At 43.2% G+C, this 25,434-nt stretch carries 20 protein-coding genes, 1 tRNA gene and 1 pseudogene; 12 read left to right on the top strand and 10 right to left on the bottom strand.

Features of this window, described 5'->3' with window-relative positions; all coding sequences use genetic code 11:
* Window positions 1-42: 42 nt before the first annotated feature.
* Complete coding sequence (locus tag IJ23_RS19605) at window positions 43-723, bottom strand: MaoC family dehydratase (protein ID WP_005375670.1); 681 nt, start codon at window positions 721-723, stop codon at window positions 43-45.
* A 329-nt stretch (window positions 724-1,052) separates the two neighbouring features.
* Here IJ23_RS19605 and IJ23_RS19600 point away from each other — a divergent pair.
* Window positions 1,053-1,143, top strand: a tRNA-Ser gene (locus IJ23_RS19600).
* Between the two features lie 160 nt (window positions 1,144-1,303).
* Here IJ23_RS19600 and IJ23_RS19595 read toward each other — a convergent pair.
* Window positions 1,304-2,854 carry a methyl-accepting chemotaxis protein gene (locus IJ23_RS19595; protein ID WP_033907145.1) on the bottom strand — a complete coding sequence of 517 codons (1,551 nt, stop codon included), beginning with the start codon at window positions 2,852-2,854 and terminating at the stop codon, window positions 1,304-1,306.
* A 285-nt stretch (window positions 2,855-3,139) separates the two neighbouring features.
* On the opposite strand from IJ23_RS19595, the gene modF reads away from it, so the two are divergent.
* Complete coding sequence (gene modF, locus IJ23_RS19590; protein WP_033907144.1) at window positions 3,140-4,594, top strand: molybdate ABC transporter ATP-binding protein ModF; 1,455 nt, start codon at window positions 3,140-3,142, stop codon at window positions 4,592-4,594.
* Here modF and IJ23_RS19585 read toward each other — a convergent pair.
* Complete coding sequence (locus tag IJ23_RS19585) at window positions 4,582-6,054, bottom strand: EAL domain-containing protein (RefSeq protein WP_033907143.1); 1,473 nt, start codon at window positions 6,052-6,054, stop codon at window positions 4,582-4,584. The genes modF and IJ23_RS19585 overlap by 13 nt on opposite strands.
* A 348-nt stretch (window positions 6,055-6,402) precedes the next feature.
* Between IJ23_RS19585 and IJ23_RS19580 the strand changes: the two genes are divergently transcribed.
* The 3 genes from IJ23_RS19580 to IJ23_RS19570 all read left to right on the top strand — a co-directional run bounded on the left by IJ23_RS19580 (window position 6,403) and on the right by IJ23_RS19570 (window position 11,317).
* On the top strand, window positions 6,403-7,137 hold the full coding sequence (locus IJ23_RS19580) for an IclR family transcriptional regulator (RefSeq protein WP_005386192.1): 735 nt from the start codon (window positions 6,403-6,405) through the stop codon (window positions 7,135-7,137).
* 6 nt (window positions 7,138-7,143) lie between these two features.
* The gene (locus IJ23_RS19575; protein ID WP_033907142.1) at window positions 7,144-7,983 is read left to right on the top strand and encodes an arginase; all 840 of its coding nucleotides are present in this window, start codon (window positions 7,144-7,146) and stop codon (window positions 7,981-7,983) included.
* A 307-nt stretch (window positions 7,984-8,290) separates the two neighbouring features.
* Window positions 8,291-11,317: a DUF6701 domain-containing protein gene (locus IJ23_RS19570; protein WP_033907141.1), complete on the top strand. Its 3,027-nt coding sequence runs from the start codon at window positions 8,291-8,293 to the stop codon at window positions 11,315-11,317.
* A 64-nt stretch (window positions 11,318-11,381) separates the two neighbouring features.
* Here the strand turns inward: IJ23_RS19570 and IJ23_RS19565 are convergent, their stop codons facing one another.
* The 4 genes from IJ23_RS19565 to pcp all read right to left on the bottom strand — a co-directional run bounded on the left by IJ23_RS19565 (window position 11,382) and on the right by pcp (window position 14,995).
* Complete coding sequence (locus tag IJ23_RS19565; protein ID WP_033907140.1) at window positions 11,382-12,674, bottom strand: DEAD/DEAH box helicase; 1,293 nt, start codon at window positions 12,672-12,674, stop codon at window positions 11,382-11,384.
* 170 nt (window positions 12,675-12,844) lie between these two features.
* Entirely contained in the window at window positions 12,845-13,831 is a 987-nt protein-coding gene (locus IJ23_RS19560; protein WP_033907139.1) for a CobW family GTP-binding protein, read from the bottom strand.
* Window positions 13,832-13,894: 63 nt separating this feature from the next.
* Window positions 13,895-14,158, bottom strand: coding sequence for a hypothetical protein (locus tag IJ23_RS19555; protein WP_033907138.1), 264 nt, complete (start codon window positions 14,156-14,158; stop codon window positions 13,895-13,897).
* 198 nt (window positions 14,159-14,356) lie between these two features.
* On the bottom strand, window positions 14,357-14,995 hold the full coding sequence (gene pcp / locus IJ23_RS19550; RefSeq protein WP_033907137.1) for a pyroglutamyl-peptidase I: 639 nt from the start codon (window positions 14,993-14,995) through the stop codon (window positions 14,357-14,359).
* A gap of 289 nt (window positions 14,996-15,284) precedes the next feature.
* Here pcp and IJ23_RS19545 point away from each other — a divergent pair, with 289 nt between their 5' ends.
* The 4 genes and pseudogenes from IJ23_RS19545 (at window position 15,285) to trpB (ending at window position 18,343) form a co-directional block, all read left to right on the top strand.
* The gene (locus IJ23_RS19545) at window positions 15,285-15,533 is read left to right on the top strand and encodes a hypothetical protein (RefSeq protein ID WP_033907135.1); all 249 of its coding nucleotides are present in this window, start codon (window positions 15,285-15,287) and stop codon (window positions 15,531-15,533) included.
* A gap of 307 nt (window positions 15,534-15,840) precedes the next feature.
* On the top strand, window positions 15,841-16,053 hold the full coding sequence (locus IJ23_RS19540) for a cold-shock protein (RefSeq protein WP_005375644.1): 213 nt from the start codon (window positions 15,841-15,843) through the stop codon (window positions 16,051-16,053).
* Window positions 16,054-16,412: 359 nt separating this feature from the next.
* A pseudogene (locus IJ23_RS25765) lies at window positions 16,413-16,719 on the top strand (S1 RNA-binding domain-containing protein); the annotation flags it as partial.
* Window positions 16,720-17,119: 400 nt separating this feature from the next.
* On the top strand, window positions 17,120-18,343 hold the full coding sequence (gene trpB, locus IJ23_RS19535) for a tryptophan synthase subunit beta (RefSeq protein ID WP_033907134.1): 1,224 nt from the start codon (window positions 17,120-17,122) through the stop codon (window positions 18,341-18,343).
* A gap of 131 nt (window positions 18,344-18,474) precedes the next feature.
* Here trpB and IJ23_RS19530 read toward each other — a convergent pair whose 3' ends face one another.
* Window positions 18,475-19,932, bottom strand: a complete 1,458-nt coding sequence (locus IJ23_RS19530) for a DUF3360 domain-containing protein (protein ID WP_033907133.1) — start codon at window positions 19,930-19,932, stop codon at window positions 18,475-18,477.
* A 418-nt stretch (window positions 19,933-20,350) separates the two neighbouring features.
* On the opposite strand from IJ23_RS19530, the gene IJ23_RS19525 reads away from it, so the two are divergent.
* Window positions 20,351-20,767, top strand: coding sequence for a VF530 family DNA-binding protein (locus tag IJ23_RS19525; RefSeq protein ID WP_005375544.1), 417 nt, complete (start codon window positions 20,351-20,353; stop codon window positions 20,765-20,767).
* A gap of 151 nt (window positions 20,768-20,918) precedes the next feature.
* Here IJ23_RS19525 and IJ23_RS19520 read toward each other — a convergent pair whose 3' ends face one another.
* Entirely contained in the window at window positions 20,919-22,169 is a 1,251-nt protein-coding gene (locus IJ23_RS19520) for a DEAD/DEAH box helicase (protein WP_005375545.1), read from the bottom strand.
* Between the two features lie 576 nt (window positions 22,170-22,745).
* Here IJ23_RS19520 and IJ23_RS19515 point away from each other — a divergent pair.
* Together IJ23_RS19515 and yidZ are read left to right on the top strand one after the other, a co-directional pair.
* The gene (locus IJ23_RS19515) at window positions 22,746-23,951 is read left to right on the top strand and encodes an MFS transporter (RefSeq protein ID WP_033907132.1); all 1,206 of its coding nucleotides are present in this window, start codon (window positions 22,746-22,748) and stop codon (window positions 23,949-23,951) included.
* A complete protein-coding gene (gene yidZ / locus IJ23_RS19510) occupies window positions 23,926-24,882 on the top strand; it encodes an HTH-type transcriptional regulator YidZ (RefSeq protein WP_033907131.1) in 957 nt (318 codons plus the stop codon). The genes IJ23_RS19515 and yidZ overlap by 26 nt, the downstream gene beginning before the upstream one ends.
* A 265-nt stretch (window positions 24,883-25,147) precedes the next feature.
* On the opposite strand, the gene IJ23_RS24415 is transcribed toward yidZ, so the two are convergent.
* Window positions 25,148-25,434: helix-turn-helix domain-containing protein (locus IJ23_RS24415; RefSeq protein WP_152560959.1), on the bottom strand; the 287-nt coding region annotated here is incomplete at its 5' end.

The following is a 25,434-nucleotide window of genomic DNA, read 5'->3' as shown; positions in this document are numbered from 1 at the left end:
GATGCTCTCTTTTACTATGTCGTGTTCTATCCGGTTTCGGAATTAGAAATGCAGTTGAATTACAGAGACCACAACCGCACCAGGTCGACGAATACCTTCAATTTCCACTTTAATTTCGCGCTCAATCTCCAAACCTTTTTTGATTGGCGTTACTTTTGTTAACGTGCTGACTGCACGAACATTATTGCCTGCTTTGACAGGGTAAGGGAAACGGACTTGGTTTAAACCCAAGTTAACTACCATTTTAGCTGTTGGGAACATTGGCTTGTCTGGATCGACTGAATCCGTCAGTTTAGGCAGCAATGCTAATGTTAAAAAGCCATGAGCGATAGTTGTCTTAAATGGAGATTCAGTTGAAGCACGCTCTGGATCGGTATGAATCCATTGCATGTCTTCCGTTACCGCACCAAATTGGTTAATACGTTCTTGAGACACATGAACCCAATCACCAGTGTGAATAACTTCGCCAATTTTTTCACTTAACTCGTCATAAAGCTTTTGAGCCTCAGGTGCCATTACGATCGGTGCAGGTTGAGGTGCAACTTCTTCGTTGACGGCTGGCTGCTGGTGATCACGAACTTTTGAGAAAAGAAAGCTATTTTGAGCTTTCCCCAAAAAGTCACTCCAATAATCGCGTAACGTTGGAGACATCCAATTCATAAACTCGGATTGATGAGCAGAAATCGCATCAACTTTGTCTTTAAATAGATTTGTGACCTTCATAAACACCCTTAAGAATTCTAAGCACAACTGGCTATACCAGTTAATTTTGAATTAGTTCACAAAGTCTTGCAAATACTTTCGGGCGAACACATGTACCCTAAAAGCATGTTATGTCTTATATATCAGCAAGATAACAATAAAACACCATTTTATTGACGTGCGCCAATATAAAGTAAAAACTCTATAAATTGGTACTTTTTGTCCCTTTTTCACTCCGTTTTCAAACTGTCCAACATCACATCAGTGATCATAAAACAAGCAAACAGTACTTCTATTATAATTCAGCACTTTACAAGTCGGACTATGCTCCTTATTATACCGCCCACAACGGAGAGATGGCTGAGTGGTTGAAAGCACCGGTCTTGAAAACCGGCATACGTTAATAGCGTATCTAGGGTTCAAATCCCTATCTCTCCGCCACTTATTTAGAGAGCTCGCATTTATTGCGAGCTTTCGTCGTTTTAGCTCTTAAAAAACGAGATTTAGAAATCCTCGCTCGTAAACGAATCCAGCACTTCACTATATTCCAGTTAAAAGCCCGCTAATGTTTAGCGGGCTTTTAACTTCGATTTTCTAAAGTTTAAGCAAACTTCTTAATCATTTCAGACAGGTCATTGGTGCAATTTTGCACTTTGGTGTTCATATGATTCGTTTCAGTCATCAGTTCATACGATTCACTGTACTTTAAATTAAGCGACTGGATGTTTTCATTTATTTCATCCGTTACATAAACCTGCTCTTCTATCGCGACCGCAATTTGTTGGTTTCGTTCGACGACGTCCTGAACAAGGGATTCCAATTGTTGAATGCTATCCAAAGCAGTACCTAACAATGTTACCGTTCCGGTCGACATTTCATTACCTTTCTCTAACGCAGAAACCGCTGATTTGCTCCCATTTTGAATCCCTTCAATGGCCGATTTAATCTCTGTTGTCGATTCCTGAGTTCTTTTAGCTAAGGTTCTCACTTCATCTGCTACAACGGCAAACCCTCTGCCTTGTTCGCCTGCCCTCGCGGCTTCAATTGCAGCGTTCAACGCTAATAAATTAGTTTGTTCGGCAATACCATTGATGACTTCAACAACGGTTCCAATTTGCTCGGTTTGTTGGTTCAAACGTATGACCACTTTAGATATTTCGCCGAGCTCACCCACCAACTCTAAAACCGATTGGTTAACATTATCGATAACGCTACGGCTGTCTATCATCGTATTTTGCGCTTCTAACGTAGCCTCGGCGGTCGCTTGAGCATTATTTGATATCTCAGATGAAGAGGCTTGCATCTCGTTGACCGCTGTTGCGACCGAGTCAATCTCCACTTTCTGTGCGCTTAAGTTCTCCGTCACTTGCTGGCTATTTGTCGCAGCACTGTTAGCACTTGCGCGCGTTTCTTCGCAAGAGTCTTTTACAGACACGCCAACGCGCCCCAATAGCGCATTTGCAAATTGCTTACGCATCTTCATACCCAGCTCAATCTCAGCCAGATCGTTGATTCTTCCGCAATAAATATATTCCATGAGTGGATTGTTGAAGTCTTGCCTAGCCTGTTTAGCGAGCTTCTCAACTGGTCTGGTTAATACATAAATAGAGAAAACGGAAAGTAACGCAACAACGCCAAACGCTATCACTGGTGATTGATTCATTTGTAGAATGAGTAAGCCAAGAAGGTTTGAAATTAAAAGGAAGAAGGCCGATCTCATCCACAAACGTGTACGAGGAAGATACATTTTCCACGGCTTACGATTATTTCGAAGCTTCGAATACGCTTTTTCCGCTCGCTGGATGTGTATACGCTCAGGTTTAAATCTCACTGATTGGTATTCCACAACTTCACCATTAGATTTTATAGGAGAAGCAAACGCGTCAACCCAATAATAGCCGCCGTTTTTACGTCGATTTTTGACCATTCCCATCCAGTGTTTGCCAGTTTTCAGGTGAGTCCATAAATCTTTAAAAGCCTGTTTTGGCATATCAGGATGACGCACAACATTGTGGGGTTTACCGATAAGCTCCCCTTCATCAAACCCCGCTACTTCATTAAAGTTTTCACTGGCATATTTGATATAACTGGAGGTATCGGTAATGGAAACTAGGCTGTAACTCGAAGGGTAATCGTATTCCGTTTCACTCATAAACATGTGTCCTTACATTGATTAATTAACAAACGGCAAATATGAATTTATCAGCATAACATTTACATGCATAATGATAGGTTGATTCAAAAATAAAACAAAATTATTGACAAGCTTACTTGTTACTTAATGACTCTAGTCGCATTTTTATCCTCTAATACAAGGCTTCGTTAATATGCACAAGACTGAGCACTGTTCAAAATTAATACACAAAAGCGCTTCCGTACTGAGTTCGTAAATTGTTATAAGTAATCCACTAAAACGAAAACAAGGAAGACAAACACAATGACTATTCACTTTCGTCAGCTTGCAGCTAAGAGAAACACGACACACTTGTTTATTGACGATTGGAAAATTAACACTCAGCAGTCTTGGGGGATATTCAGCGCGGATGGAGATATTGGCTCTCTGCTTGGAGACCTTATTTGTGATGAAATGTCACCAAATAGTGGGGAAATTGAGCTAAATGGGCTGTCCGTTGCGCAAGTGTCGTTATCAGAGCAACAGCGATTACTGGAAAGAGAATTAGAAAAGGATGATACGGATTTTCTTAATCGTATCGACCAAGGAAGCACTGTTTATTCATTAATCCTAGAGCAGAGCCAAGACACTAACTTAACTGAACAGCTAGTTAATGATCTCGACCTAAGCCATCTTAGAGATAGTGGCTTCCGCGTTCTCTCTACCGGAGAAACCAGAAGAGTAATGCTCGCCCGAGCTTTAGCCACACAACCTGACCTAGTATTACTCGATAATCCATTTACTGGCTTAGATATTGCGCACCGAGCTGCTCTCGCTCGCTATTTACACTCGCTTTCTCAAAATGTGCAACTACTCATAACCTTCTCTCGCGAATCTGACATGCCTGAGTGGATCAATAGCATCGCGCTTTTCAGTGCAGGAAAGCTTGATAGTACAATGGATAAGTCCAGTTGGGATAATCATCCAATCATTGGACAAATAAAATCTCAGTCAGAGCAACAGAGTGAAGAAATGATGAGCTTGATACGTCAGCATCAGCACTCGACGCCATTCAACAACCCAATATTTGAACTAAAGAATGGGACTGTTGAATACACCGATAAGAAGATTTTTACTGACTTGAACTGGCGCATAGACAAGGGCCAACATTGGCAGGTCAAAGGCCCAAATGGTTGTGGAAAGAGTACCTTACTTGGATTGATCTTTGGCGATCATCCGCAATGCTACAGCAATGACATTGATATTTTTGGTAAAAAGCGTGGTACTGGCGAGACAATCTGGGAAATTAAGCAGCATATCGGTATGGTGTCTTCAGCGCTACACCTCCAATATCGAGTCAATTGCAGCACATTAGAAGTCATTTTGTCAGGATTTTACGATTCGATTGGGTTGTATAACCAGCCAACTCGCAAAGAGATGAATATTGCAAACGAGTGGCTCGATATCTTACATATGAGCCAGTACAAAAAAACCTCATTCAAGCAATTAGAGTACGGTCAGCAGCGACTATTACTGATTGCAAGAGCCATCGTGAAACAACCCACATTATTGATTTTGGACGAGCCGTATCAAGGGTTAGATTTTTTGGGTAGACGGTTAGTTAAGAACACACTTGAGCTCATCGCTAGAGAGAATTTAAGCCAACTATTGTATGTGTCTCACTACCAAGAAGACCGCTTAGATAGCATCAAAAATGAGTTAGAGTTTGTGTTTGATGAAAATGCTCAGTGTTATAGAGCTAACGTCTACCAATCATAATGACTTCGCTGCGCAAGCTGCTCACAAGGTAATGGTTTGGAGTACAGGTATCCCTGATGATATCTCACTCCCATCTGCTTTAAGTGTTCAGCTTGCGCTATGGTTTCCACTCCTTCAGCGATCAATTGTACTTGTAATTCTTCCGCGAAGTGAACCATCGCTTTTAAGACAGAAGCACTAAGGCTAGGAATACCAATGGTTTCGACAAAGCACTTATCGATTTTTAAGTAATCTATGCGCATGTGCTGTAGAAATGCTAACGAGGTTTGGCCAGTTCCAAAATCATCGATCAGCACATCAATACCATGCACTCGCAGCGCTGCAATGCATTTTCTCGCCTCTGAATCAATGAGCTGACGCTCTGTTATCTCAACCCCTAATGAGACTTTGTTTCGGCTCAACTGTCTGTCGAGCAATTGAATTTTTCTGATCGCGTTTGGTCCGACTAAATAACCAGGCGGCACGTTAATACCAAGGTGGACAGGCTGATCAAAGCCTAATTTACTGAAGTCCTCTGCCGCTTTATCCAGAACGAAATCAGTAAGTAAAAAAACCAATCCACTTTGCTCTGCCGCAGGGACAAACTCATCCGGAGAAATGAACCCCTTACTTTGATGCTCCCATCGCACAAGCGCTTCAAACCCGAATAACTGGCCGGTATCAACGTTAACTTGCGGTTGGTAATACAGGGTCAACTCTCCTCTTTTTATCGCTCTTTTAAGATCCAGTATCAAATTGCGATGGGGATCAATAAACTTATTCAACGCATACAAGCAAAGGTAGATAACGAAAATAATTGGAATTGAGTACAAAAAATAGGAAAGTGTTCTCTGTTTGACGAAAAGATCGCTGGCTTCGCTCAAAGCTTCATACTCAAACATTTGCGACGATTTGATACCGATAGGATTACTTCCCGCTCTTAATGCTCCTTCAGGTGAAACTTGATCATGGATAAACAGCGCAGAGCGTTTTAGGCGTAAATCGTTGTTAAACCCTATTGTCGCATTAAAGTAGTCATGATCGATAATCGTTACGGCTTGATAACCCCGCTCTCCCTCCGTTACCACAAGCAAGAACTGATCGTACAAGCTATCAACACTACCAAACGCTAGCGTTTGTCCCTTAGGAAAGGTGATGTGCTCAGCTAACGGTTTAGAGATACTTCCCAATTTCGAAGAACAAGTAATGACTCCCTCTTTCACAATGAGCATTTCTTCAATATCTCGTTCAAACATTAAGCTTTGCTGGAGCTCTTCACATCGTTCAGGGTGTAGCAACGCCGTGCGGTTTTCAGTCTCTATTTGGAATAAAATTTCATCTGCAATTTGCACATTTTTTTCTAATAAATGATTGAGATTGTTTTGCACGCTTTCACGAGCTAAATACAAAACCTCTCCAATAACCAAGGGAATAGGCAGAAGAAAAATGATGGCTTTTTTAAAAATCGCCTTATTCAGCATATAAAAGTAACCTTTTATAAAACCGATTTACTGAGATGGTACCTCGATTCCGATACCCGCTAGCAACTCACGTTTTTTAACATTATTTGTTTGGATTAACTCAGTATGCGAAACGCTGAGTAATACCGCAAACTAAACAATGTCTTATTCACTCCTGTTCCAATTTAGTATCAAGCGCCTCAAACCTGAGACTTTAATTCGACACCATGTTATGTCTATCGGTACTTGCGAAAGTCTTTACCTGTCTGTTTCTCATCATGTAAGAATTACCCATTAAAATTATTTTTCTTTTCTCAGTGATTAAGAATTATATTTGTCGTAACTCCTACAACACGTTACAACACTCTCATGACGACAAACAAAGCTAATGCTAACCAGGTAAACGAAAAATCACTGCAGTTGTTAATGCAAGTTGCAGTTAGTCCGTTCCCAGTTTCTGCGAAAACGCTAAGCGAGCAATTGAACGTTCCTTTAAGCAGCCTTTACCGACACTTAAAACTGCTTAAAGAGTGGAACTTGATCGAAGAAAGCGTTCACGACAAGACATTTGTCGTTGGTCCGGCGGCATTATTACTCATGCACAGCTATGAGACCGCGCAACATGGGCTCGACATGGTCGAAACCATACTGGCTAGGTTGGTACAACAAACCGGGGAAATGGCCGCTTATATGGTACCAGCGGGTTATCGTGCGCTTTGTGTCAGACAGAAAGAAAGTATGCAGGCGCTGCGTTGCAGCTTCGTCCAGGGTCAAAGTCAACCTCTGCTGCGCGGTGCCTCATCTAAAGTGATGCTTGCTTTTATGCCTCAAAGTCGATGCGAGAAAATCTTGAGATATTTTAATCAAGATCACCGACGTGACGAGTGGGAAAAAGAGCTCACAACCATCCGTAAACACGGATATGCCGTCAGTACTTCTGAGATTGACCCTGGTGTTTCAGGTATTAGCGCACCGGTAATGAAAGGAAGCAAACTGATTGGCGCAGTCTCGGTGATGGCTCCGGCCCACCGAGTCGAAAAGGATAAGCAGCGCATTATTTTACATGTACTGCAAGCGGCAAGGGCACTACCACCAGAAAGGTAATTCATCATGTTAAGCTTTTTCAAACGCTATAAACTCCACCACACCGTGAAACAGCCGCAGCATTACCCTTTTTCTTTTATGACAGTGTGTGAGTATTTGCCACCCATGTCTAAGGGCGCGTTTGAATTAGCTGATCAAAGTTTGGAAAATGCTAGCGATTGGCTATACCAACAGCATGATCATGAAACCGCTGAAAACTTTGGTCACTTCAACCACGACAAGCTGGAGAATGGCGAGTTTCAAGAAGCGTTAAGCCTTTCGCTTTCTCGCCACTCAATTCCTGTTTTAGTCACTAACTGTACCGAGGCAATCTTGTCCATGTTACCTGTGGTCGTATCCTATCGAGACGAAGTGGGTGTCGTAAATATCGGGCATAACATGAACTTGAAGCCGACACTTGAGCCACGCTTAGGCTCTGCATTCCATTTTGCTCTTTCTCGCTATCAAAACGTACGATTGTTTTTTGCTGGCGTCAGTGAGCAAGAGACGAAGCAGGAAACGTGGGAATACGCGGAAGATCAAGGTTGTGATTGGGTGACCGAGAAAGAGTTTTCTTTTCGTCATCGCAATAACGTTAAGCAACAGATCGGCAATTACCTAGACCACTGCGACCAAATAATCATTAGCATCGACCTTGGATCTCTAAAAACCAAAAACAGCCTTGATGGCGCGTCAGAAATTGATATCCAAATGGTTCTGCGCACGATTAGGCAATGTCTGGTTGCAGGTAAAGTGAGAGCAATTCAGCTCGTTGGCGATCGAGATTGTCTGGTGTATTCGAGACAAACGAAAGCCATACTAGAAGAGTTATATCAGATGGCTCCACTCATCGTTCACGCTGCCTAGCGTTATAAACGTTCAGAATCAGGATCGCGTCCTTCCTGATTCTGAACCAACATGCTTACTTATTATCCTTAACTAACAAATGGTTACACATATAAATCGACACACATCACACTTGCCTCTTGAACTAACCTGGCACTTACGTTGTAATAAGGCCGCTAAACTTTGGTATGACATACGAAATAAAAAATAACCAAAGTTCAATAACTAAGCGGCTTCAAAACAAAAAGTACCGCAGCTATTCCAATTTCAGTGAGCATTTGCTCACGCTCGCTTGATGCCATCTTGTTCCACTTTTTTGGGACATTTGATGATGCGTCTTTGCAGTATTTTCGCTGCGGTTCTTTTTTTACCGCTAACCTCACACGCCACCACTTATGACGTAAAAGATCTATCTGAGCTAGGTCAACTTTGCTCACACAAGAATTTTAGTATCGGAAGCGATGGTACGACTTATCACTGTACAGGGAAACTAGTCCTACCCGCTGGTGACAAAATTGTTTCCTCATTACCGGACAAAGAGATAACGCTAGAAGCAGCTCATGGCATTGTGTTAGAGGGGAACAATACGATTGGTGAACCCAATAAGCGTATCTCTCTCCACGCCCTCGCTACCGGATTAACGGTTAGCAATGAGAAGGCTTCAAACCTTGACGATTACCAAAACAAACACACTGTCATCTATGGTGATCTTCTATCGGCTTACCCAACAAAGCTGCATAACATTCTCATAGACGGGAATATTAAGCTAACAGGTTCGACACTTCACATTGATGGAACGTACAACACCATTATTGGTGATATTTCGACACACAGCACGACCAATGTATTTAATACAAACATCTGTGGTAAGGTCGAATCACAAGGCGAAACACTACACCTAAAAACAAACCATCCTTTACAAGACCATTTTGTCGTCGGTGATGTTTCTGCGCACAACTCTCTGATTATAAAAGATATATCGATCTATGGTACAGCTGAATCTGTAGGATCGTCAGCTACATTAAGTGGCTCATTCTATAGTTCCACCGCAGCAATTAAATACTTCCAAACATTGAACTTCAACAACGCTCCAAATCAGCCTAGTCAAGTTTGTGGTGAAATCCAACAAACGCCAGGAAGTGCGCAAACGAAAGCACAAGACAACAAATACACGCAATACTGTGGATTGGGCGAGGCTGATTGTCACTACTCTTCCCAAATCTGTCCAATCACCCCTCAAGATGTTCCGAATTGCAGCATGCAGCCTCCATCGGAGAACGACTTAAACCTCAGCGTCACACCATCGGACGACATGGCACTGATGTGCGGCGACGATCTTCCGCAATTTACAGTAACAACAACCAATAATGGAGAAGTTGTAAGGGCAGAAGTCAGTGCCGTCCTATCACACCCTGACTTATTCACTTTAGAGGTGGTTAAAGGTCATCAGACATTAGGAGCCAACCAATTTATATCAGACGATAATGGTGAACTTGTTGTTCGAGTGGTTCCGAATAATATTGATACGATCTCGTTAGATACCAACTACACACTAACTTTCACTATGGCAGAAGACACGAGCAAGCATCAAACTGTTCGCTTTATGTTTACGCCATTTATGTTTGAGGCCTACTCAAAGACAAAAAGCACCGCTTTAAATGAAATACGCGTTATTGCAGGTAAGCCAGAAAACGTGCATACGCGATTACTTGCTTGTGCCACCACCGGCGAACCTGTAGTAGCAAGCAACTACAATGGTACGCCTAAAGTTTTTCATCCATTGGTTCAACCATTAGGAGGAAGTGAAGGAAACTTTAGCTATTCAGCAGAATTTGAAGATGGCTTGTCTGAACATGGCCTTATCACGAACGAATCCGGCATATTTGAAGTGACATTGTCCGATCATTTTGAATGTGAGGGATTTGAAGAGTGCCCAGAAGAAGGCAAAGTGGAAGTGAAAGGAACATTTAATGTGCACTCGCGACCATGGACACTGGCTATCTGTGACAACCAACGTGCTTTGCCTTCTGGTACCTCTGAACAAGGAGAAGGGTTTCTTGCTGCCGGAGAACTTTTCTCTCTAACGGTGAAACCAATCATTTGGCAACCTGACGGCTCTATAAGTGGGTCTGTTGAATCAGCACGCTATTGTGATGCTTCTATCACCCGTAATTTTACGCTTGATGACGCTCCAGCAGCATCGGTTGTCTTGTCGAGTGAGCAACATACGCCATCAGAGACAGCGAACCAAACCTCAAAATTGCTAAAAAGTAGTGACTCACTGGCTCAGGCGCATAATTCAGCCAAGAATGATCAATTCGTCTTTAATGGATTATATTGGGAAGAAGTCGGGAGCTTGAGAGTAAAAGCAAACCTAGAAAGTAAATATCTAGGTATGACTGTAAACGAAGGCTATCGTTACGTTGGTCGTTTTTACCCAAAATATTTTCAAGTGCAAGACCAAGAATGGCACAACCCACATGGCCAAACTTTTGCTTACATGAATCAACCTTTTGAGAAAGTCACTTACGATGTTGTCGCACTCAATGCGCATAAGGAAAACGTGAAGAATTACGTCCACTTTTCGTCTAACCTTCAACAACATTTCGATTTAGGCGAGCTAAGCTCATACTCCGATCGGTTTTTGCCGCCTAAGCCTAAGAAGGTAGAATGGAAACCACTGGGTAACGCGAGTGTTGGAACGTTTGTGATCGAGAAGCCGTCGACCAATGCGACTTGTAACAATAGCCCATGTTGGAAAAAGAACACGACAGATAAACAATACCCTGATGGCCCATTTAATAAAGGGACTAACAGTGACAGCAGCAAAATAGGTATAGTCACGACTAAAGCCGTTGATGAGGTAAACTTCTTCGACGATAGCGAAGTGCTCACAAAACAACCAGACATTCGATTCGGTCGTTTGAACTTTCAAGATGTAGGTGGCAACCAAGGCATGGTGATCAAAGTGCCACTTGATGTGGAAATTTGGCAAAACGGTCGATTTACGACTAACTTCGATGACAGCTCAACAACGGCGAATGGTGAATATTACTTCAGCACGCCAATTTGGTCTCATGCGCCAGCAAACAACGCCCTGCTTTCTGGCGTTGGAACGATGAGTATTGGCAGAATGACCGATATCGTTGCAAGCCAAATTGACTCAGCGCGAGAGCAAATACAATTCCACCTAGATTTAGACAGCTCAGGCAATCGCATCCCTTGGCTGAAATACGACTGGGATAACACGACAAGTGAAGAGGAAAATCCACCTGTTACAGTTACGTTTGGTATTCACCGAGGAAACGATCGCATTATTTATCGTGGTGAGCCAAATATGCTTGGCCTAAATTAACGCGAAACGACAAAACAAAAAAAGCCCCTCAATTGAGGGGCTCTTTTCACACAGACTGTGTAATTTACTTTGCGCCACGACGCGCTTTCAGGCGCTTCACCATAGCAAGACGACGCTCTGCCGACCCTTGGTCTGTTGCCGACTGGTTCGGGTTATTACGACGACCTTGACGATTCTTAAACGCTGGTTTTGAGTGCAGCTTTTCAATGTAAGATTCACGCTGTTTTGGTTCATAGCCTGCAAGCTCAATACGGCGAATGCGTTGCTGGATTAGATTTTCAACCTGAACAACCGTGAGCTCTTCATCTCGATTTACAAATGAAACAGCATGGCCTTGCTTACCTGCACGGCCTGTACGACCAATTCGGTGAACGTAATCTTCCGCTAAGAAAGGCATGTCATAGTTCACAACGTGAGGTAAATCTTCAATATCTATACCTCGAGCAGCGACATCGGTAGCCACCATGACACGTGCTTTACCGGACTTGAACTCTTCTAACGCACGACGACGAGCACTTTGAGCTCTGTCACCATGACAAACCACCGCTTTGATACCATCAAGTTTCAGCTCTTTTACAACGTCGTTTGCGGTCTCTTTGTAGTTCACAAATACCAACACTTGTTTCCAGTTCTTACGACCAATCAGTTCCGAAAGCAGTTCCGTTTTTCGCTCTTGATCAACTGGATATAACACGTGAGCAACTGTCTGTGCTGTCGTATTCGCTCGCTCAACTTCAATACGCTTAGGCTTACGCAGGATATCTTTTGCTAACAGATTTAGTTGGCTCGAAGTCGTTGCCGAAAACATCATAATTTGCGGATCAGTATCCACATCTAGCATGATCTTACGTACTGCGTGAATAAAGCCCATGTCCAAGATACGGTCTGCTTCATCAAACACTAAAAACTCTAAGTGTGCGACCGAGACATTACCTTGTTCAATGTGCTCTTCCAATCGACCTGGTGTAGCCACTAGGATATCTACACCGTTTTCTAATGCCGTTACTTGAGAAGACATTTTACGGCCACCGAAAATCGCGGCCACCGACAGGTTCGTGTACTTCGTGTAAGCTTTGATGTTGTCAGCAATTTGTTCAGCAAGCTCACGAGTTGGAGCCAAGATAAGTGCGCGAGCAGTCTTACGAGAAGCGCTACGGTTACTGTCTAGCAACTGCTGAATCATAGGCAGAGAAAACGCAGCCGTTTTACCAGTACCTGTTTGTGCTGTAGCGAAAATATCATGGCCTTTGCGAGCCATTGGAATCGCCTTCTGTTGAATTGGCGTTAACTTTTCATAACCGCATTCTGCCAGTGCTTTAACCACTTCTGGCGCAAAACCTTGAGATGAAAATGACATTGAGCGTATTCCTTAAACAAACCACTAAAAATAGCTTTAAAAATTTAGCCGTGCACTATACCCGAATTTGAGTGATTTATCTCACTTTTCTCATTGAAATCCTACAAAAGAAAAAACGGTGAGCACAGATATATTAGTGGTTCACCGTTTTCGTTTAACCTTTGCGCGATTTAATGTTTGATGCCAGATAACTGAAGGAGAATTCGCTCAAGCTCATCCCATGGCAACAGCTGAGAATCTATCACTTCTAATCGTGATTCAAAGCCTTCTAAGCTGATTTCATTCACCGACACGACTCGGTTGGCAACATTAAACGCGTAACAACCTTGATCCGTATTGACCACCGCTTTAACACGCTCTGCGGTCAAGTCCGAAAGCATAGAGAAAAGCTTTTCAAAATCAAACTTATACTCTGCCCCAAACAACCACCCACAACTAAAATAACCCTGCCCTTTGTTCTCTTTGCGCACAAAGGCTTCACCAGGCGCCAACTGGAATTGAGGCTCTTGATGAGCGTGGTCATGATGATGTGACTCGATATGGGAAGAAGCGCTGCCGTAAACCCGCTCGATATCCAAGACTTCTATCGGTAACTCACCATCATGAATAAGCTTACTGAATACTTTTGAAGGGGATTGGTCCGTCACCCAGTCATTAAACACATCAATGTCGTGGCTGGAACATAGGTCAACCTTACTACCAATAACCACATCTGCACTGTCTAACTGGTCCACGAAGTTTTGGTTAGAAAGATACTTTTCATCACTTAAGTTACGCGGATCAACCAAGGCAATCGTCGCTTTAAGATCAACGTAAGGTTCATACTGCTGTGAGGTAAGCGTCGCGATAACCTGTTTTGGATGACCAAGGCCTGTCGGCTCAATCAATAAACGGTCCGGTTTTTGACGCAATAATGCGGTGATACCTACCGACATCGGCACATCCGCAGTGCAGCACATACAACCACCCGGCACTTCTTTAATCAGCGCGCCTTGGTCGGTCATCAATGCACCGTCGATGCCAATCTCACCAAATTCATTGACCAAAACCGCCCAGTTTTCTTTTTCCGGTTTGTTCTTCAGTAGATTTAAAATCGTGGTCGTTTTACCGACACCCAAAAATCCGGTCAGTATGTTGGTTGGTACTCGATTTGACATGCTTATCTCCGACACGTTAGTGCATTAATGCTCCAGCAAAGTATACGGAGAATGTGACTCGCTTCAACGCTTTTTATCGCACGCATCAAGCTCATTGCGTGATGCGTTGGCACACATTTTTCGAGCTTGTTTGGGTTGACTTATCAACTCTGAACGCTTCATATCAGACAGGTATCTACTGGTATAAATAACGCAAGTAAAAAACGCGATAACAGCGACTACGATGGGAAGAACTCCGAGCGTATTTTCGAATTTAAGCGCAGCAATAGCCAACGCGAAAACAACGACAGAGATAAGTGCGATTGACTTACTTTTGTTGCTTTTCATAATAACTCGCCTTTCGTAAAGTTAGCCCCCTAACACCTCCTGTACTAGAGGAATGTCAGTTTGAACAACATCCAACCTGACTATTCAATGCTACTCCTTTCGCTACTTGTGAAATTTGACAAAGCTAACATTTACTACAACATCAAACGACAAGCTTATTATTATCTTTCAGATACTTACTGGATTTTAAAACACTTACTAGCAAATCGCTCCACCGCTTACCAGGATATCGCTATCATTGGCAATACAAACTTGCGCCACCAGCTTTAGTCCTTCGACTATCATGTCCAAAGACATAGAAGGCTGACTGCCATCTGCTGCTTGTTCTGGCAATAATGGAATATGAACAAACCCGTGACGAATCGGATTGTCTTTCAAGTAATGTTGGATCCCATAAAAGAGATGGTTACATACAAATGTTCCAGCACTATTGGAAATCTGGCTAGGTATCCCCTGCGTTTGCAACGTTTGCACAACACGCTTTATCGGTAGTGTCGAGAAGTAAGCATCAGGACCATCAGCCACCACGGGTTCATCAATCGGCTGATGACCAGCGTTATCTGGAATACGAAAATCATCCACATTAATTGCGACACGCTCTGGGGTTATCGCGCTACGCCCGGCCGCTTGCCCTACAGTAATCACACAGTCTGGCTGGTGCGCTTCTATTGCTTCAATAACGACTTTCACCGAGTCATATCGAACTACGGGGACTGGGCAAGTAACTATCACACCGCCTTTTATGGCCACAGCCTCTAATTGCTTGACCGCTTCTAAGGCGGGGTTAATGGCGTCACCACCAAAAGGTTCAAAACCGGTAATCAGGACTTTCTTCATAACAGCCTTTAGGAAAAGAGTTTTACAAATTATTGCACTCCCCTTCACCCCATCCAATAGCAAAAGTATTGATGAGATAAACCAGACAACATTATGTGACTCATGTCTAACCAGAGAGTGTTTTCTGCCTCATTGAATCTAGGCAAGTTCCGGACTATCGAGACTAACTTATTGATGATTAGTGGCAGGGCAAGGTTCTCTCATTACATGACGCACGTAGAAGCTTGGTTTCCACGCTTAACTTAGGTAGAGTACGCGACCGCAATGCAATTCGAAGAGATTGAATACAATGAATATTGATAACCATGTAATCGAAACGATTGAAGAGTTAGAGGCATTTCTGCATTTAGTAGAAAGCGGCGCTCTGGGTCTTGAAGGTGTCACTGGCGTTGCGCTAGCCACCTCTAATACCGATGGCCGTCCATTTGTTGCCGTATTAGGAGAAAAGCACCAATTGCTCCTTGGCCGCTGGGTTTCGCAGCACGTATATGACAATGGTAAAGACATCGTTCGTAACGGCCCAACCATAAAACACTAAGCGCTCGACGCCACCTATAACATCACGCCGTCTTATACACCAAGCGTATGCTTTGAAAGCAATGCGCTTGGTGTACTCAAAAAAATAAAAAAGAAAAGGCTAGCCTTTATTAATTTTGTCGGTATACTGCACATCAGCTCTTACGGAAAGAGCTATTAATGTAATTAAAGATCAAAGTTTCTCTCAGTTCCACATCGAATTCCTCGTTTACGTTCCTGCGACAAAATAGTTATCTCTAAAATCATATAGTAGCACTTGATATTAGCTAAAAATTCAATATTTAAAACAATCAAATATAGAGGTATCTATGTCTAATAAATTAACTGGTTCAGTAAAATGGTTCAACGAAACTAAAGGTTTTGGTTTTATTTCTCAAGACAATGGCGGTGATGACGTATTCGTTCACTTCCGTTCTATTGTTTCTGAAGGCTTCAAAACTCTTACTGAAGGCCAAAAAGTATCGTTCGTTGTTGAACAAGGTAACAAAGGTTTACAAGCAGCTGAAGTAACTGCACTGTAATTCTTTGTGTGGCATCAATGTTGTTGGTGCCACAATCCCCTTCCACTTATTACTGCCCTTACTATTCTCTATCTGAGTTTATATACCCAAATCACTTACCTCTCCCACACCATCATTAATCACTTTCAATAAAGTCACTTTGGTATACATCTTTAGGTAATCACACAGTCTACCTTGCAATTCCAGTTTGGAACTAAATTAATCTCATTCATATCTGAATCACTTCGCCTCATGCTTTGCTCATAAAAATAAAGTTTATAAAATAAAAGCGATTGGCGAATATAAGAGAAAAAATGAAATTAAATATATCTGCTCAATCAATAAATTCTAATAACTACGAGCACATAATCCCTAGCTGAGAGATTGAGTTTGCACTGAAATGTCATTACATGAAGCCATTTATCGGACAACACTTCATAGGGACAGCGTGTGGAGTCACACACTTCGGGGTATTTGTTGAGTTAGAGGAACCGAACCGAAGGTCTCATTCCTTTATCAACTTTCCAAAATGGTGAGTTCGAATTTGATGCAGTCAAACAAAAAATTTCCAGCCAGAGCGCCACGTTTACTTTAGGGACCAAAGTGCACGCGTTGGTTAAAGACGTCGATTCGAAACAAAGAAAGATCATGTTCAACTTAAAAGATGCGGAACACGCGGTAGGCTAGCCTGTTTTAGGTTACTTTCTAATCCATTAATCAAAAATAAAAAATAAGCTTTTAATACCGCAATTAACTTGTGACATTTCGCTGACATCGACTCATTCTAAAACCCTAATATCTGACAAAGGAAACGAATCTAATTTTTGTTTCCAGACACCATCGCAGAGTGTATTTCCAGCACTCTGTTTGCCTCGAGAGGTTCTTATGACAGCCTAGGATCTCTCGAGGCTTTTTTGCACCTATTCAAACCACCTGATTCTACATCACAACTATTATCCCCTACACAAGCTGTACTTTTTAACTAGTGCACTAGATCGCGAACTCTGATTTAAGCAACTGATCACACAACCACTTCTAAATTTTGGGTATAAAAGTATCAATACTTTCGTTAACTAGGATGTAAATAATGAAAAACTCGTTTGATCTCACTATGCCCAACGAAGAAGGATACTTTGGTGAATACGGTGGTAGCTTTGTTCCACCTGAGCTTGAACAAATCATGCATGACATCAACGCAGCTTATGAGGAATGCAGCAAAGATCCTGAATTTAAAGCGGAACTCGCTCGCCTGTATAAGCACTTTGTTGGACGACCTAGCCCAATCTTCCATGCGGAAAACTTGTCTAAAAAATACGGAGCAGACATCTACCTAAAGCGCGAAGACTTAAACCATACAGGCGCACATAAAATTAACCACTGCTTAGGACAAGCCATTCTCGCTAAAAAGATGGGTAAGAAGAAACTGATTGCTGAAACTGGCGCAGGACAACACGGTGTTGCGCTTGCTACAGCCGCGGCATTGGTTGGCTTGAAATGCGACATTTACATGGGTGAAGTTGATATCGCCAAAGAACATCCGAATGTCGTCCGCATGAGAATCCTTGGTGCTAATGTCATTCCTGCCACTCATGGGCGCAAAACCCTCAAAGAAGCGGTAGATTCTGCATTCGAAGCTTATCTGAAAGATCCTGATACACAACTTTATGCGATAGGCTCTGTCGTTGGCCCTCACCCATTCCCTAAAATGGTACGAGATTTCCAATCAATTATCGGTAACGAAGCACGAGTTCAATTCAAAGAAATGACCGGCAAGTTACCCAATAATCTCGTCGCATGCGTTGGAGGTGGTTCTAACGCGATGGGGCTATTTACTGCTTTCTTAGAGGATGAACAAGTCGCCATTCACGGCGTTGAACCTGCGGGCCGCTCTTTGCAAAAGGTTGGCGAGCATGCTGCAACACTCACACTCGGTGAGCCAGGTATCATGCACGGATTTAAGTCTTACATGCTTAAAGATGCGCAAGGCGAACCTCAGGAAGTGTACTCTGTAGCAAGTGGCTTGGATTACCCATCGGTTGGGCCTCAGCATAGTTACTTAAAAGACATTGGCCGTGTCAATTACGGCTCAATCAGTGATGACGAAGCGATTGATGCCTTCTTTGAGCTATCTCGTGAAGAGGGAATAATCCCTGCTATTGAATCCTCACACGCTGTCGCTTACGCAATTAAACTCGCGCAGCAAGGAGAAACCGGCTCGATTTTGATCAACTTATCAGGCCGTGGTGACAAAGACATTGATTTTGTCGTTGAACACTACGGCGCAAAATACGGCATTGAATCACTCATATAGCCTAACTCCGTAGCCTAACCCTACATGCAAAAAGCTACCTGGTACTAGGTAGCTTTTTGTTTTTGTCTACTATTTTAAGAAGCAAGTCCTTTTATTCACCAATCCCACTATGCCTTTAAAGCATAATTCGATTAACCGATAAGAGCTGGAATGCCTGGAAGCTGACCAACAACAGCAAGGGAGCCTGCACAAACGATAAACGCAGTGCCAGGAATCAGGTATTTATCTTTTCGCGAGAGTTCGTTGGCACGCTCATGGTCGCCGATAAGTCCAAGGTTATCCAGCAGCATCGTGATTGCCCAGCCAAAGACTGGATTAACGAATGCACAGGCAAAAATACAGATACCTGCACTGAGTGAATCTTTATGCTTATGGATCATCTGCATACCCGCTTCAAGAAGTGGTAAGAATACACCCACAATCAAAGCAACGCGCAGAACAGGTTCCCACATTGCTAGATCCATTGGGTAGCCAATTACCGCCGCCGCAATACACATGAAACCCGTCAACAGAGCGCCACCTGGAATAGGACGCTTGGCAATTGCGGCAGGAATCATGTACGTTCCCCAAGAAGAAGCTAGGTTTCCGCCCCCTAAGAGTGAACCAACCCCCTGACGAACAGATGCTCCGACCATCGTGTCGTCGACATCCATTAGTACGCCTTTCGCTTCTTTCGGGTAGTTAAGTTCTTGAAACACACGATGGCCGAGATAATCAGGGGACCACATAGCGACAGCCAATAGAGCAAATGGAGTCACGGCAATAAAGTGCTCTAGGGTTGGCCAGCCTAACTGCCAGCCTGTATCTTCCCCCCACCAGTAGAATGGACTGAAATTAGGCAGGCCCGGCTCTGTGGTAAAAGTGAATTCCGCTCCCATCATATAAGCAACAATACCCGCGAGTGCAGAGCACAATGGGATAGCGAGCCAACGTTTATTGATCTTGGCTAAGTAAGCGTAAACCATAACGGTTAGGCCTATGACCACAAACGAAATGTAACCTTGGTCCGTACTTGCAGCCCACGCTTCCGTCTTATTAATTTGCCCGAGCAACCCAACAGCACCAAGGTAGATCAACAACCCTCCTCGAACCCCGATACCAGTCAGAGTCATGAGTTTAGAGCCACCTTTGGTTAAAGCGAGAATTAAACCAAAAACACATACCATCAAACCTAACGCGAGAGGGTGTCCTCCTGCAGCTGCAATCATAGGAATCAGCGGTATCATTGGGCCATGGGTGCCCGCTAAGTTTGCATTCGGGTTTAGGATGGCAGAAAACAGAATGACGAACAGGGCTCCAGCGATAAGTAATTCGTAACGCACGTTTTCTGCAATGAATTCCGGAGATAAACCAAACTGAGCAGCAAAAGCGGAAACCATGGCAGTGACCATCACCACCTTACCAATAGTTGCTGCTAATGCAGGTACCCAGTCTTCGATTTCAATACTGTAATCACGTGAGGGCAAATGAATTCCCCAGCGACGGAAGCTCATGACGGTTAAATCATGATTTAGAAAGTCTTCTCGGTTTTCAAATTCATGCGGTTTTTTGCGCACATCCCTGTAAAAAGTCTTACTTTTGTCAGACATTGAGTCATCCTTTTATGTTTCAACGTTGAACTACGTCAACTAGAGTTTCGCTTGGTAGACAGACCTTCGACCAATACGAGACAACACCCACATCAAACTTCTAGGCCATACTAAGAAAGCGGCATGAACCAATTTTGATTTTGAGCTTATTAAGCATGTGTTGCTATGGGTAGGAATATTAGACATTAGTAAAAGAACAACAAAAATCTCACTTATTACACAATAATTTAACATCGAGCTGGAACGCTTGAACTTTTAAGAGTCATTTTTGAGCAGAGAGCCAAGTAGAGCGGCCAATTCCGATTTATACTTTCAAGGTAGAGAGCACTGTGCTCGCATCCATCGCAAAGTAACTATAGATATCTCTACATTGTATACTTTGTTAAACTCCGCCCTTTAATGAGTAAGGCCCTTAAAAATGATGACTGACGAAGAGAGAATCGAGCTGCAACAGAACAATCCACTGCACGGATTAAAGCTAGAGACTATGTTGCAAGAGTTAGTGGATTTTTACGGCTGGGACATTCTAGATACAGCAATGCGTTTTAATTGCTTTAACACTAAGCCTTCGATTGCAAGTAGCGTGAAGTATTTAAAGAAAACCGAATGGGCGAGAGAAAAATTAGAAAACTTTTACCTTTATCGCTTTAAGCGCATGCCACGCGCGAGCGAAGAAGAATACAACTTACCACCAAGAGCTCGTACCTTCCCTCATGGCCTTGAACCTAAAGAGCCAATGCCGCTAACCGTTGACTCTATTCTTAAGTCACAAGCCAAAGCAGCGTCTGCATTTAAAAAGCGTTCACCTCGCGGACGCCCTGCTCGTCGCCAATAACACTATCTTGAAAAGCAATAGAGCCCTACTGGTAGCTCCAGCAGGGCTCTATTGTTCTTTAAAGGAATGGCTAGAAGCGAAGACTCAAGCTAGTGAGCATTCCCTTTCTCCAGCAACTCCCGTAAGTAAACTCACATGTAGTTTACGTTTTCTATTGATTGCGCTTTTTCTTCTTTTTACCCGTACCTGCTGGCTTCGCTCGCGGCTTCATTGGTAAAAAGTAGGCTTCACTCTGATCGTCTTCCACTTCAAAACCGACTACCTGCTCGCGTTCAAGTTGGAACTTATTTTTCTTTTCTATCACTTTGAAATGGTGGTAGTCGTCGTAATCGATAAGAGATAACCCTAAACCTACTTCACCAGCACGACCACTACGACCGATTCGATGCATATAATCAGCAGGGCTACGCGGAAGATCGAAGTTAATCACCACTGGAAGTTTTTCAATATCAAGGCCGCGTGCTGCGATATCGGTGGCAATAAGAACTTGAATCTCGCCAGACTTAAAACCGTCAAGGACACGAGTACGAGCGCCCTGCCCTTTATCACCATGGAAAACTTCAGCGGTAATACCGCGTTTTGACAACTTTTGAGCTAAATGGTTACAGGCATTCTTAGCGTTCACAAAAATCAGAGTCTGTCGCCACTGATGCTGTTTGATTAAGTGCGCGAGTACCGCCGTCTTCTCACCTTTATTTACACTAAACACGCGCTGCACCAAAGTGCTGGCTTCTGCGCTCTGCAACTGAACTTCAACAGGGTCGCGGAGCAACTGCTGAGCCAACGTCGTCACTTTATCAGGGAAAGTTGCAGAAAATAACAGCGTCTGTTTCTTCTCTGGGAGTAACGCAAGAATCTTATTCAGTTCTTCGGTAAATCCGAGGCTCAACATACGGTCGGCTTCGTCAAGAACAAGCGTTTTTACTTGGTCCAACTTAATCGCGTTACTGGATACCAGATCAAGTAATCGACCCGGCGTTGCAACAATGATGTCACAGCCACCACGAAGCGCCAGCATTTGTGGGTTCACCGATACACCACCAAATACGGCAACCGTTTTGATCTTATCTCTGAGATGGTATGAGTAAGATTTGACGTTATATGCCACCTGTGATGCCAACTCACGAGTTGGTACTAAAATCAGGTGGGAAACGAAGTTGCCACGGCGATTGTTTGATTCGTCTTGCTGAACAATTTTTTGCAAGATTGGCAGCGAAAAAGCAGCGGTTTTACCAGACCCCGTATTGGCACCACCAATAATATCTTTCCCTTCAAGGATATCAGGAATAGAACGGGATTGAATGGGCGTCGGTTGGCTGTATTCCAACGCTTCTAGTCGCTCGACTAATGTTGGAATCAGGCCAAGATCGGCAAATGTCGCTTGCTGTGTTTTATCTGTCATTACAATGAGTGGCTCAGTGCTAGTAAAGGCCGTGTATCTTATGCTATTTCGCGTCTGGATGTTAGAGATAATGGCCCAAACAGAAGATTGGTGAAAGAAGCACTATAGGGTTCAGGAACTTCCTTTCACTAACATGAGTTAATGGTTTCGATAACCAATACTCTACGACCAAGATGGTAGCGTTCGCGACAAGCAAAGGGAAAAGGAGCCAGGCACTCTGACTCCTGTAAAGCAAAACACATTGTATTTTGGGGAAAGAGATTACAAAGGCAGGCCACACCCGAATCAAAGGCTTAACCACACTATTTAAGCTCTGCGGTTTTGAGAGCTTAATATAGCTTGAGAAAACTCCGGGTCACTAATGTCCATCGTTGTCTATTTAACTAATGTAGTGGACTCGGTTGTATAGATTACTTTCTCCCAATACCACGGTTCTTCTTAGGGCAAATTTGACTGCTATAGCCACAATCGTTACTGATGTCGTATATGGAAATACCTGTTGTCAGAAAGGTAACGCGCCAAGATGAGTAATGTTGCATATCATCCTCGTAAGCCCAATTCCTTCACGAGGTAGTAATGGAAAAAATTAATTTATCCCGATATCTGATATGTAGCTTCGCCTTTGTGTTGCTTTATCCTACGGCAATAGATCTCTACTTGGTTGCTTTACCACAAATCGCCCATGACCTGTCTGCCAGCGAATCACAACTTCATATTGCTTTTTCTATTTACCTCGCTGGTCTAGCATCGACTATGGTTTTTGTTGGGCGAACTGCTGATTGTTTAGGACGCAAACCTGTTGCCATTTGCGGTGCAGTGATTTTTACCCTTGCATCAATGTTCGCGGGCTCTGCTGAGACCAGTAATAGCTTCCTAATAATGCGCTTTTTCCAAGGCGTAGGTGCCGCATGTTGCTATGTAGTGGCCTTTGCCATTTTGCGTGACACTCTAGGGGACCCAGAGCGAGCTAAGGTTCTATCGATGCTCAATGGAAATATCTGCTCTATTCCAGTACTTGCCCCCGTGATCGGCAATCTGATTATGATCAAGTTTCTGTGGCCCGTGTTATTCACTGCCATGGCGATAATGGGTGTTGTGATAGGTTTAATTGCTTGCTTTGTCTTGAAAGAAACCTTGCCTAAAACCAAGCGCACAACTTTAAATGTGAGTGAAGCTTCCGACGAATCACTATCTAACCGCTTTTTCATATCGCGCGTTATTTATACATCTTTAGGCGTCACAGCTATTCTCTCTTATGTAAATACGTCACCAATGATAATAATGGATTCAATTGGTTTTACTCGAGGCGAATATTCAACAACGATAGCACTACTCGCGATGGTAGGTATGACGACATCGTTTTCAGTTCCATTTGCTCTTTCTTGCTTCAAACAAACCACATTGATGTTCGCTGCACAAATGACCAATTTTCTGTCGGCTATCGTTATTCTCGCGGCTCACTTGAATAGCGATAGTCCGACACTTTATATGGTAGGATTCACTCTGCTCAGCATGAGTTTTCCAATGGGGTTTGGTGTGGCGATGAGCCAAGCGTTAAGCCAGTTCTCACGCAAAGCTGGACTTGCAAGCTCTATGCTTGGCATAGGTCAGGTTTCTTGGTCTGCACTTTACATTTGGTTGATGGCGACGTTAGGTGTGTCGGCTGTGATGATGTTAATGATAGCGTTGGTTGCTAGTAGCGTTATTGGACTCTCCATAATATTATTATTTCCAAATCAGAACGTTAGTGAGCTTCATGAAGAAATCTCTTGCCCGACTTGATCTTAATTTACTGCTCACTCTGCAATTGCTACTGCAAGAGCAGAGTGTTACTAAAACGGCGAAAAAACTTAATGTAACTCCCTCAACCGTGAGTAAGTCTTTAGGCAAATTGCGCGCTTGGTTTGATGACCCGCTTTTTGTGAATACGCCGCAAGGCCTAAAGCCAACAAATCTCGCGACAAACGTGCAAGTGCTTTTGTCAGACTGGATGCAGATCGGTAACCAGATTGTTTCACTCAGAGGTGATGATGTTCCAAGCGGAGTTAAATTTCATCTTGGAGTAGAGTCGCCATTGTCACTCATCATGGTCGACGAACTGACCAAACGAATCCATGACTTTTACCCAGACTCAACGGTAAAGTACCATAACTGGGATGAGGACTCATTAGATGCCATCACTAGCGGTGAAGTGGATATTGGTTTTACTGGCCGCGAAAGCCATCCTCGCTCCAAAGAGTCGTTAGAACTGCTACCGTATTTCATTAACTTCGAAGTGTTGTTCTCAGATTTACCTATGGTGTATGTCCGCAAAGATCATCCTGCGCTCAAGCAAGAGTGGAATTTGGATACTTTCTTAAGCTATGCCCATATCAATGTAGCATGGGAGAAAAATGACAGTTGGGTGTTGGATGAGATCTTGGCTGAGCAGGGACACACTCGAAACGTTAGCCTAACGATGGCGAGTTTCGAGCAAGCTTTATTTGTTGCAGAAAAGCCCGACCATCAAATGTTAACCACAGCACCAAAATATTGTCAGCGATACTGCGAACAGCTTCACCCCAACTTAATAGCGTTGCCTATCCCCGTTGCTGAAGATTATCAGCACAAGCTACTGATTCCATTTACTATGATTTGGCACAAGCGCAATAACCAGAACCCTAAAATCGTGTGGTTGAGGGAGACGATAAAGAGCCTGTATGGCACAAGTTGAACGGTTAATGTTTAAGTACATTTAAAGCAAAGGAATAGACATTCTCCCCCCCCCCCCTTATGTTGTCAATAACCGTAGGAGTATGGTCTTGCCTTCCATTAGATTAAATATTTTAAAATCTTGAACTCTATTATCCACTTCGAAATTGATTTCAGCTCATTTGAGGCAGAAAGAAGCTAGAAGCACTTGCTTATGTTGGGTGAGTAAATGTATGTAAAAGCCTCAGTACATAAAAACGAACCTAATTTAGGTAAGCTCTTGGCAACTATATGCCACGACTCGAAAAGTAACGCGTGGGTGAATCGCCATAGACCCGACGAAACATCGCAATAAAGTTACTGGGCGTCGAATAACCTAAAGCATGTGCAATATCTCCCACCGATTCCCCTCGAGCTATCATTTCTAATGAATGTATTAGCAGTACTTGTTGCCGCCATTCACTAAAACTCATGTTTAACTCACTTCGAATCAATCGTCTTAACGTCCGAGATGAGACTGCCCCAATATTGGCCCAATGCTCTACAGAATGCTTGCTGTTTGGGTCTATTAAAA

The organism is Vibrio sp. OY15 (genome assembly GCF_000742455.1).
In the GTDB taxonomy this organism is placed as follows: Bacteria; Pseudomonadota; Gammaproteobacteria; order Enterobacterales; family Vibrionaceae; genus Vibrio; species Vibrio alginolyticus.
Note: the sequence above shows the minus strand (reverse complement) of the source record. Positions and strands in the feature narration are given on the sequence as shown.

What these genes read in the sequence shown, in the direction of transcription:
- IJ23_RS19605 (WP_005375670.1), bottom strand. Translation starts at nt 723, where the DNA reads ATGAAGGTCACAAATCTATTTAAAGACAAAGTTGATGCGATTTCTGCT.
- IJ23_RS19595 (WP_033907145.1), bottom strand. Translation starts at nt 2,854, where the DNA reads ATGAGTGAAACGGAATACGATTACCCTTCGAGTTACAGCCTAGTTTCC.
- modF (WP_033907144.1), top strand. Translation starts at nt 3,140, where the DNA reads ATGACTATTCACTTTCGTCAGCTTGCAGCTAAGAGAAACACGACACAC.
- IJ23_RS19585 (WP_033907143.1), bottom strand. Translation starts at nt 6,054, where the DNA reads ATGCTGAATAAGGCGATTTTTAAAAAAGCCATCATTTTTCTTCTGCCT.
- IJ23_RS19580 (WP_005386192.1), top strand. Translation starts at nt 6,403, where the DNA reads ATGACGACAAACAAAGCTAATGCTAACCAGGTAAACGAAAAATCACTG.
- IJ23_RS19575 (WP_033907142.1), top strand. Translation starts at nt 7,144, where the DNA reads ATGTTAAGCTTTTTCAAACGCTATAAACTCCACCACACCGTGAAACAG.
- IJ23_RS19570 (WP_033907141.1), top strand. Translation starts at nt 8,291, where the DNA reads ATGATGCGTCTTTGCAGTATTTTCGCTGCGGTTCTTTTTTTACCGCTA.
- IJ23_RS19565 (WP_033907140.1), bottom strand. Translation starts at nt 12,674, where the DNA reads ATGTCATTTTCATCTCAAGGTTTTGCGCCAGAAGTGGTTAAAGCACTG.
- IJ23_RS19560 (WP_033907139.1), bottom strand. Translation starts at nt 13,831, where the DNA reads ATGTCAAATCGAGTACCAACCAACATACTGACCGGATTTTTGGGTGTC.
- IJ23_RS19555 (WP_033907138.1), bottom strand. Translation starts at nt 14,158, where the DNA reads ATGAAAAGCAACAAAAGTAAGTCAATCGCACTTATCTCTGTCGTTGTT.
- pcp (WP_033907137.1), bottom strand. Translation starts at nt 14,995, where the DNA reads ATGAAGAAAGTCCTGATTACCGGTTTTGAACCTTTTGGTGGTGACGCC.
- IJ23_RS19545 (WP_033907135.1), top strand. Translation starts at nt 15,285, where the DNA reads ATGAATATTGATAACCATGTAATCGAAACGATTGAAGAGTTAGAGGCA.
- IJ23_RS19540 (WP_005375644.1), top strand. Translation starts at nt 15,841, where the DNA reads ATGTCTAATAAATTAACTGGTTCAGTAAAATGGTTCAACGAAACTAAA.
- trpB (WP_033907134.1), top strand. Translation starts at nt 17,120, where the DNA reads ATGAAAAACTCGTTTGATCTCACTATGCCCAACGAAGAAGGATACTTT.
- IJ23_RS19530 (WP_033907133.1), bottom strand. Translation starts at nt 19,932, where the DNA reads ATGTCTGACAAAAGTAAGACTTTTTACAGGGATGTGCGCAAAAAACCG.
- IJ23_RS19525 (WP_005375544.1), top strand. Translation starts at nt 20,351, where the DNA reads ATGATGACTGACGAAGAGAGAATCGAGCTGCAACAGAACAATCCACTG.
- IJ23_RS19520 (WP_005375545.1), bottom strand. Translation starts at nt 22,169, where the DNA reads ATGACAGATAAAACACAGCAAGCGACATTTGCCGATCTTGGCCTGATT.
- IJ23_RS19515 (WP_033907132.1), top strand. Translation starts at nt 22,746, where the DNA reads ATGGAAAAAATTAATTTATCCCGATATCTGATATGTAGCTTCGCCTTT.
- yidZ (WP_033907131.1), top strand. Translation starts at nt 23,926, where the DNA reads ATGAAGAAATCTCTTGCCCGACTTGATCTTAATTTACTGCTCACTCTG.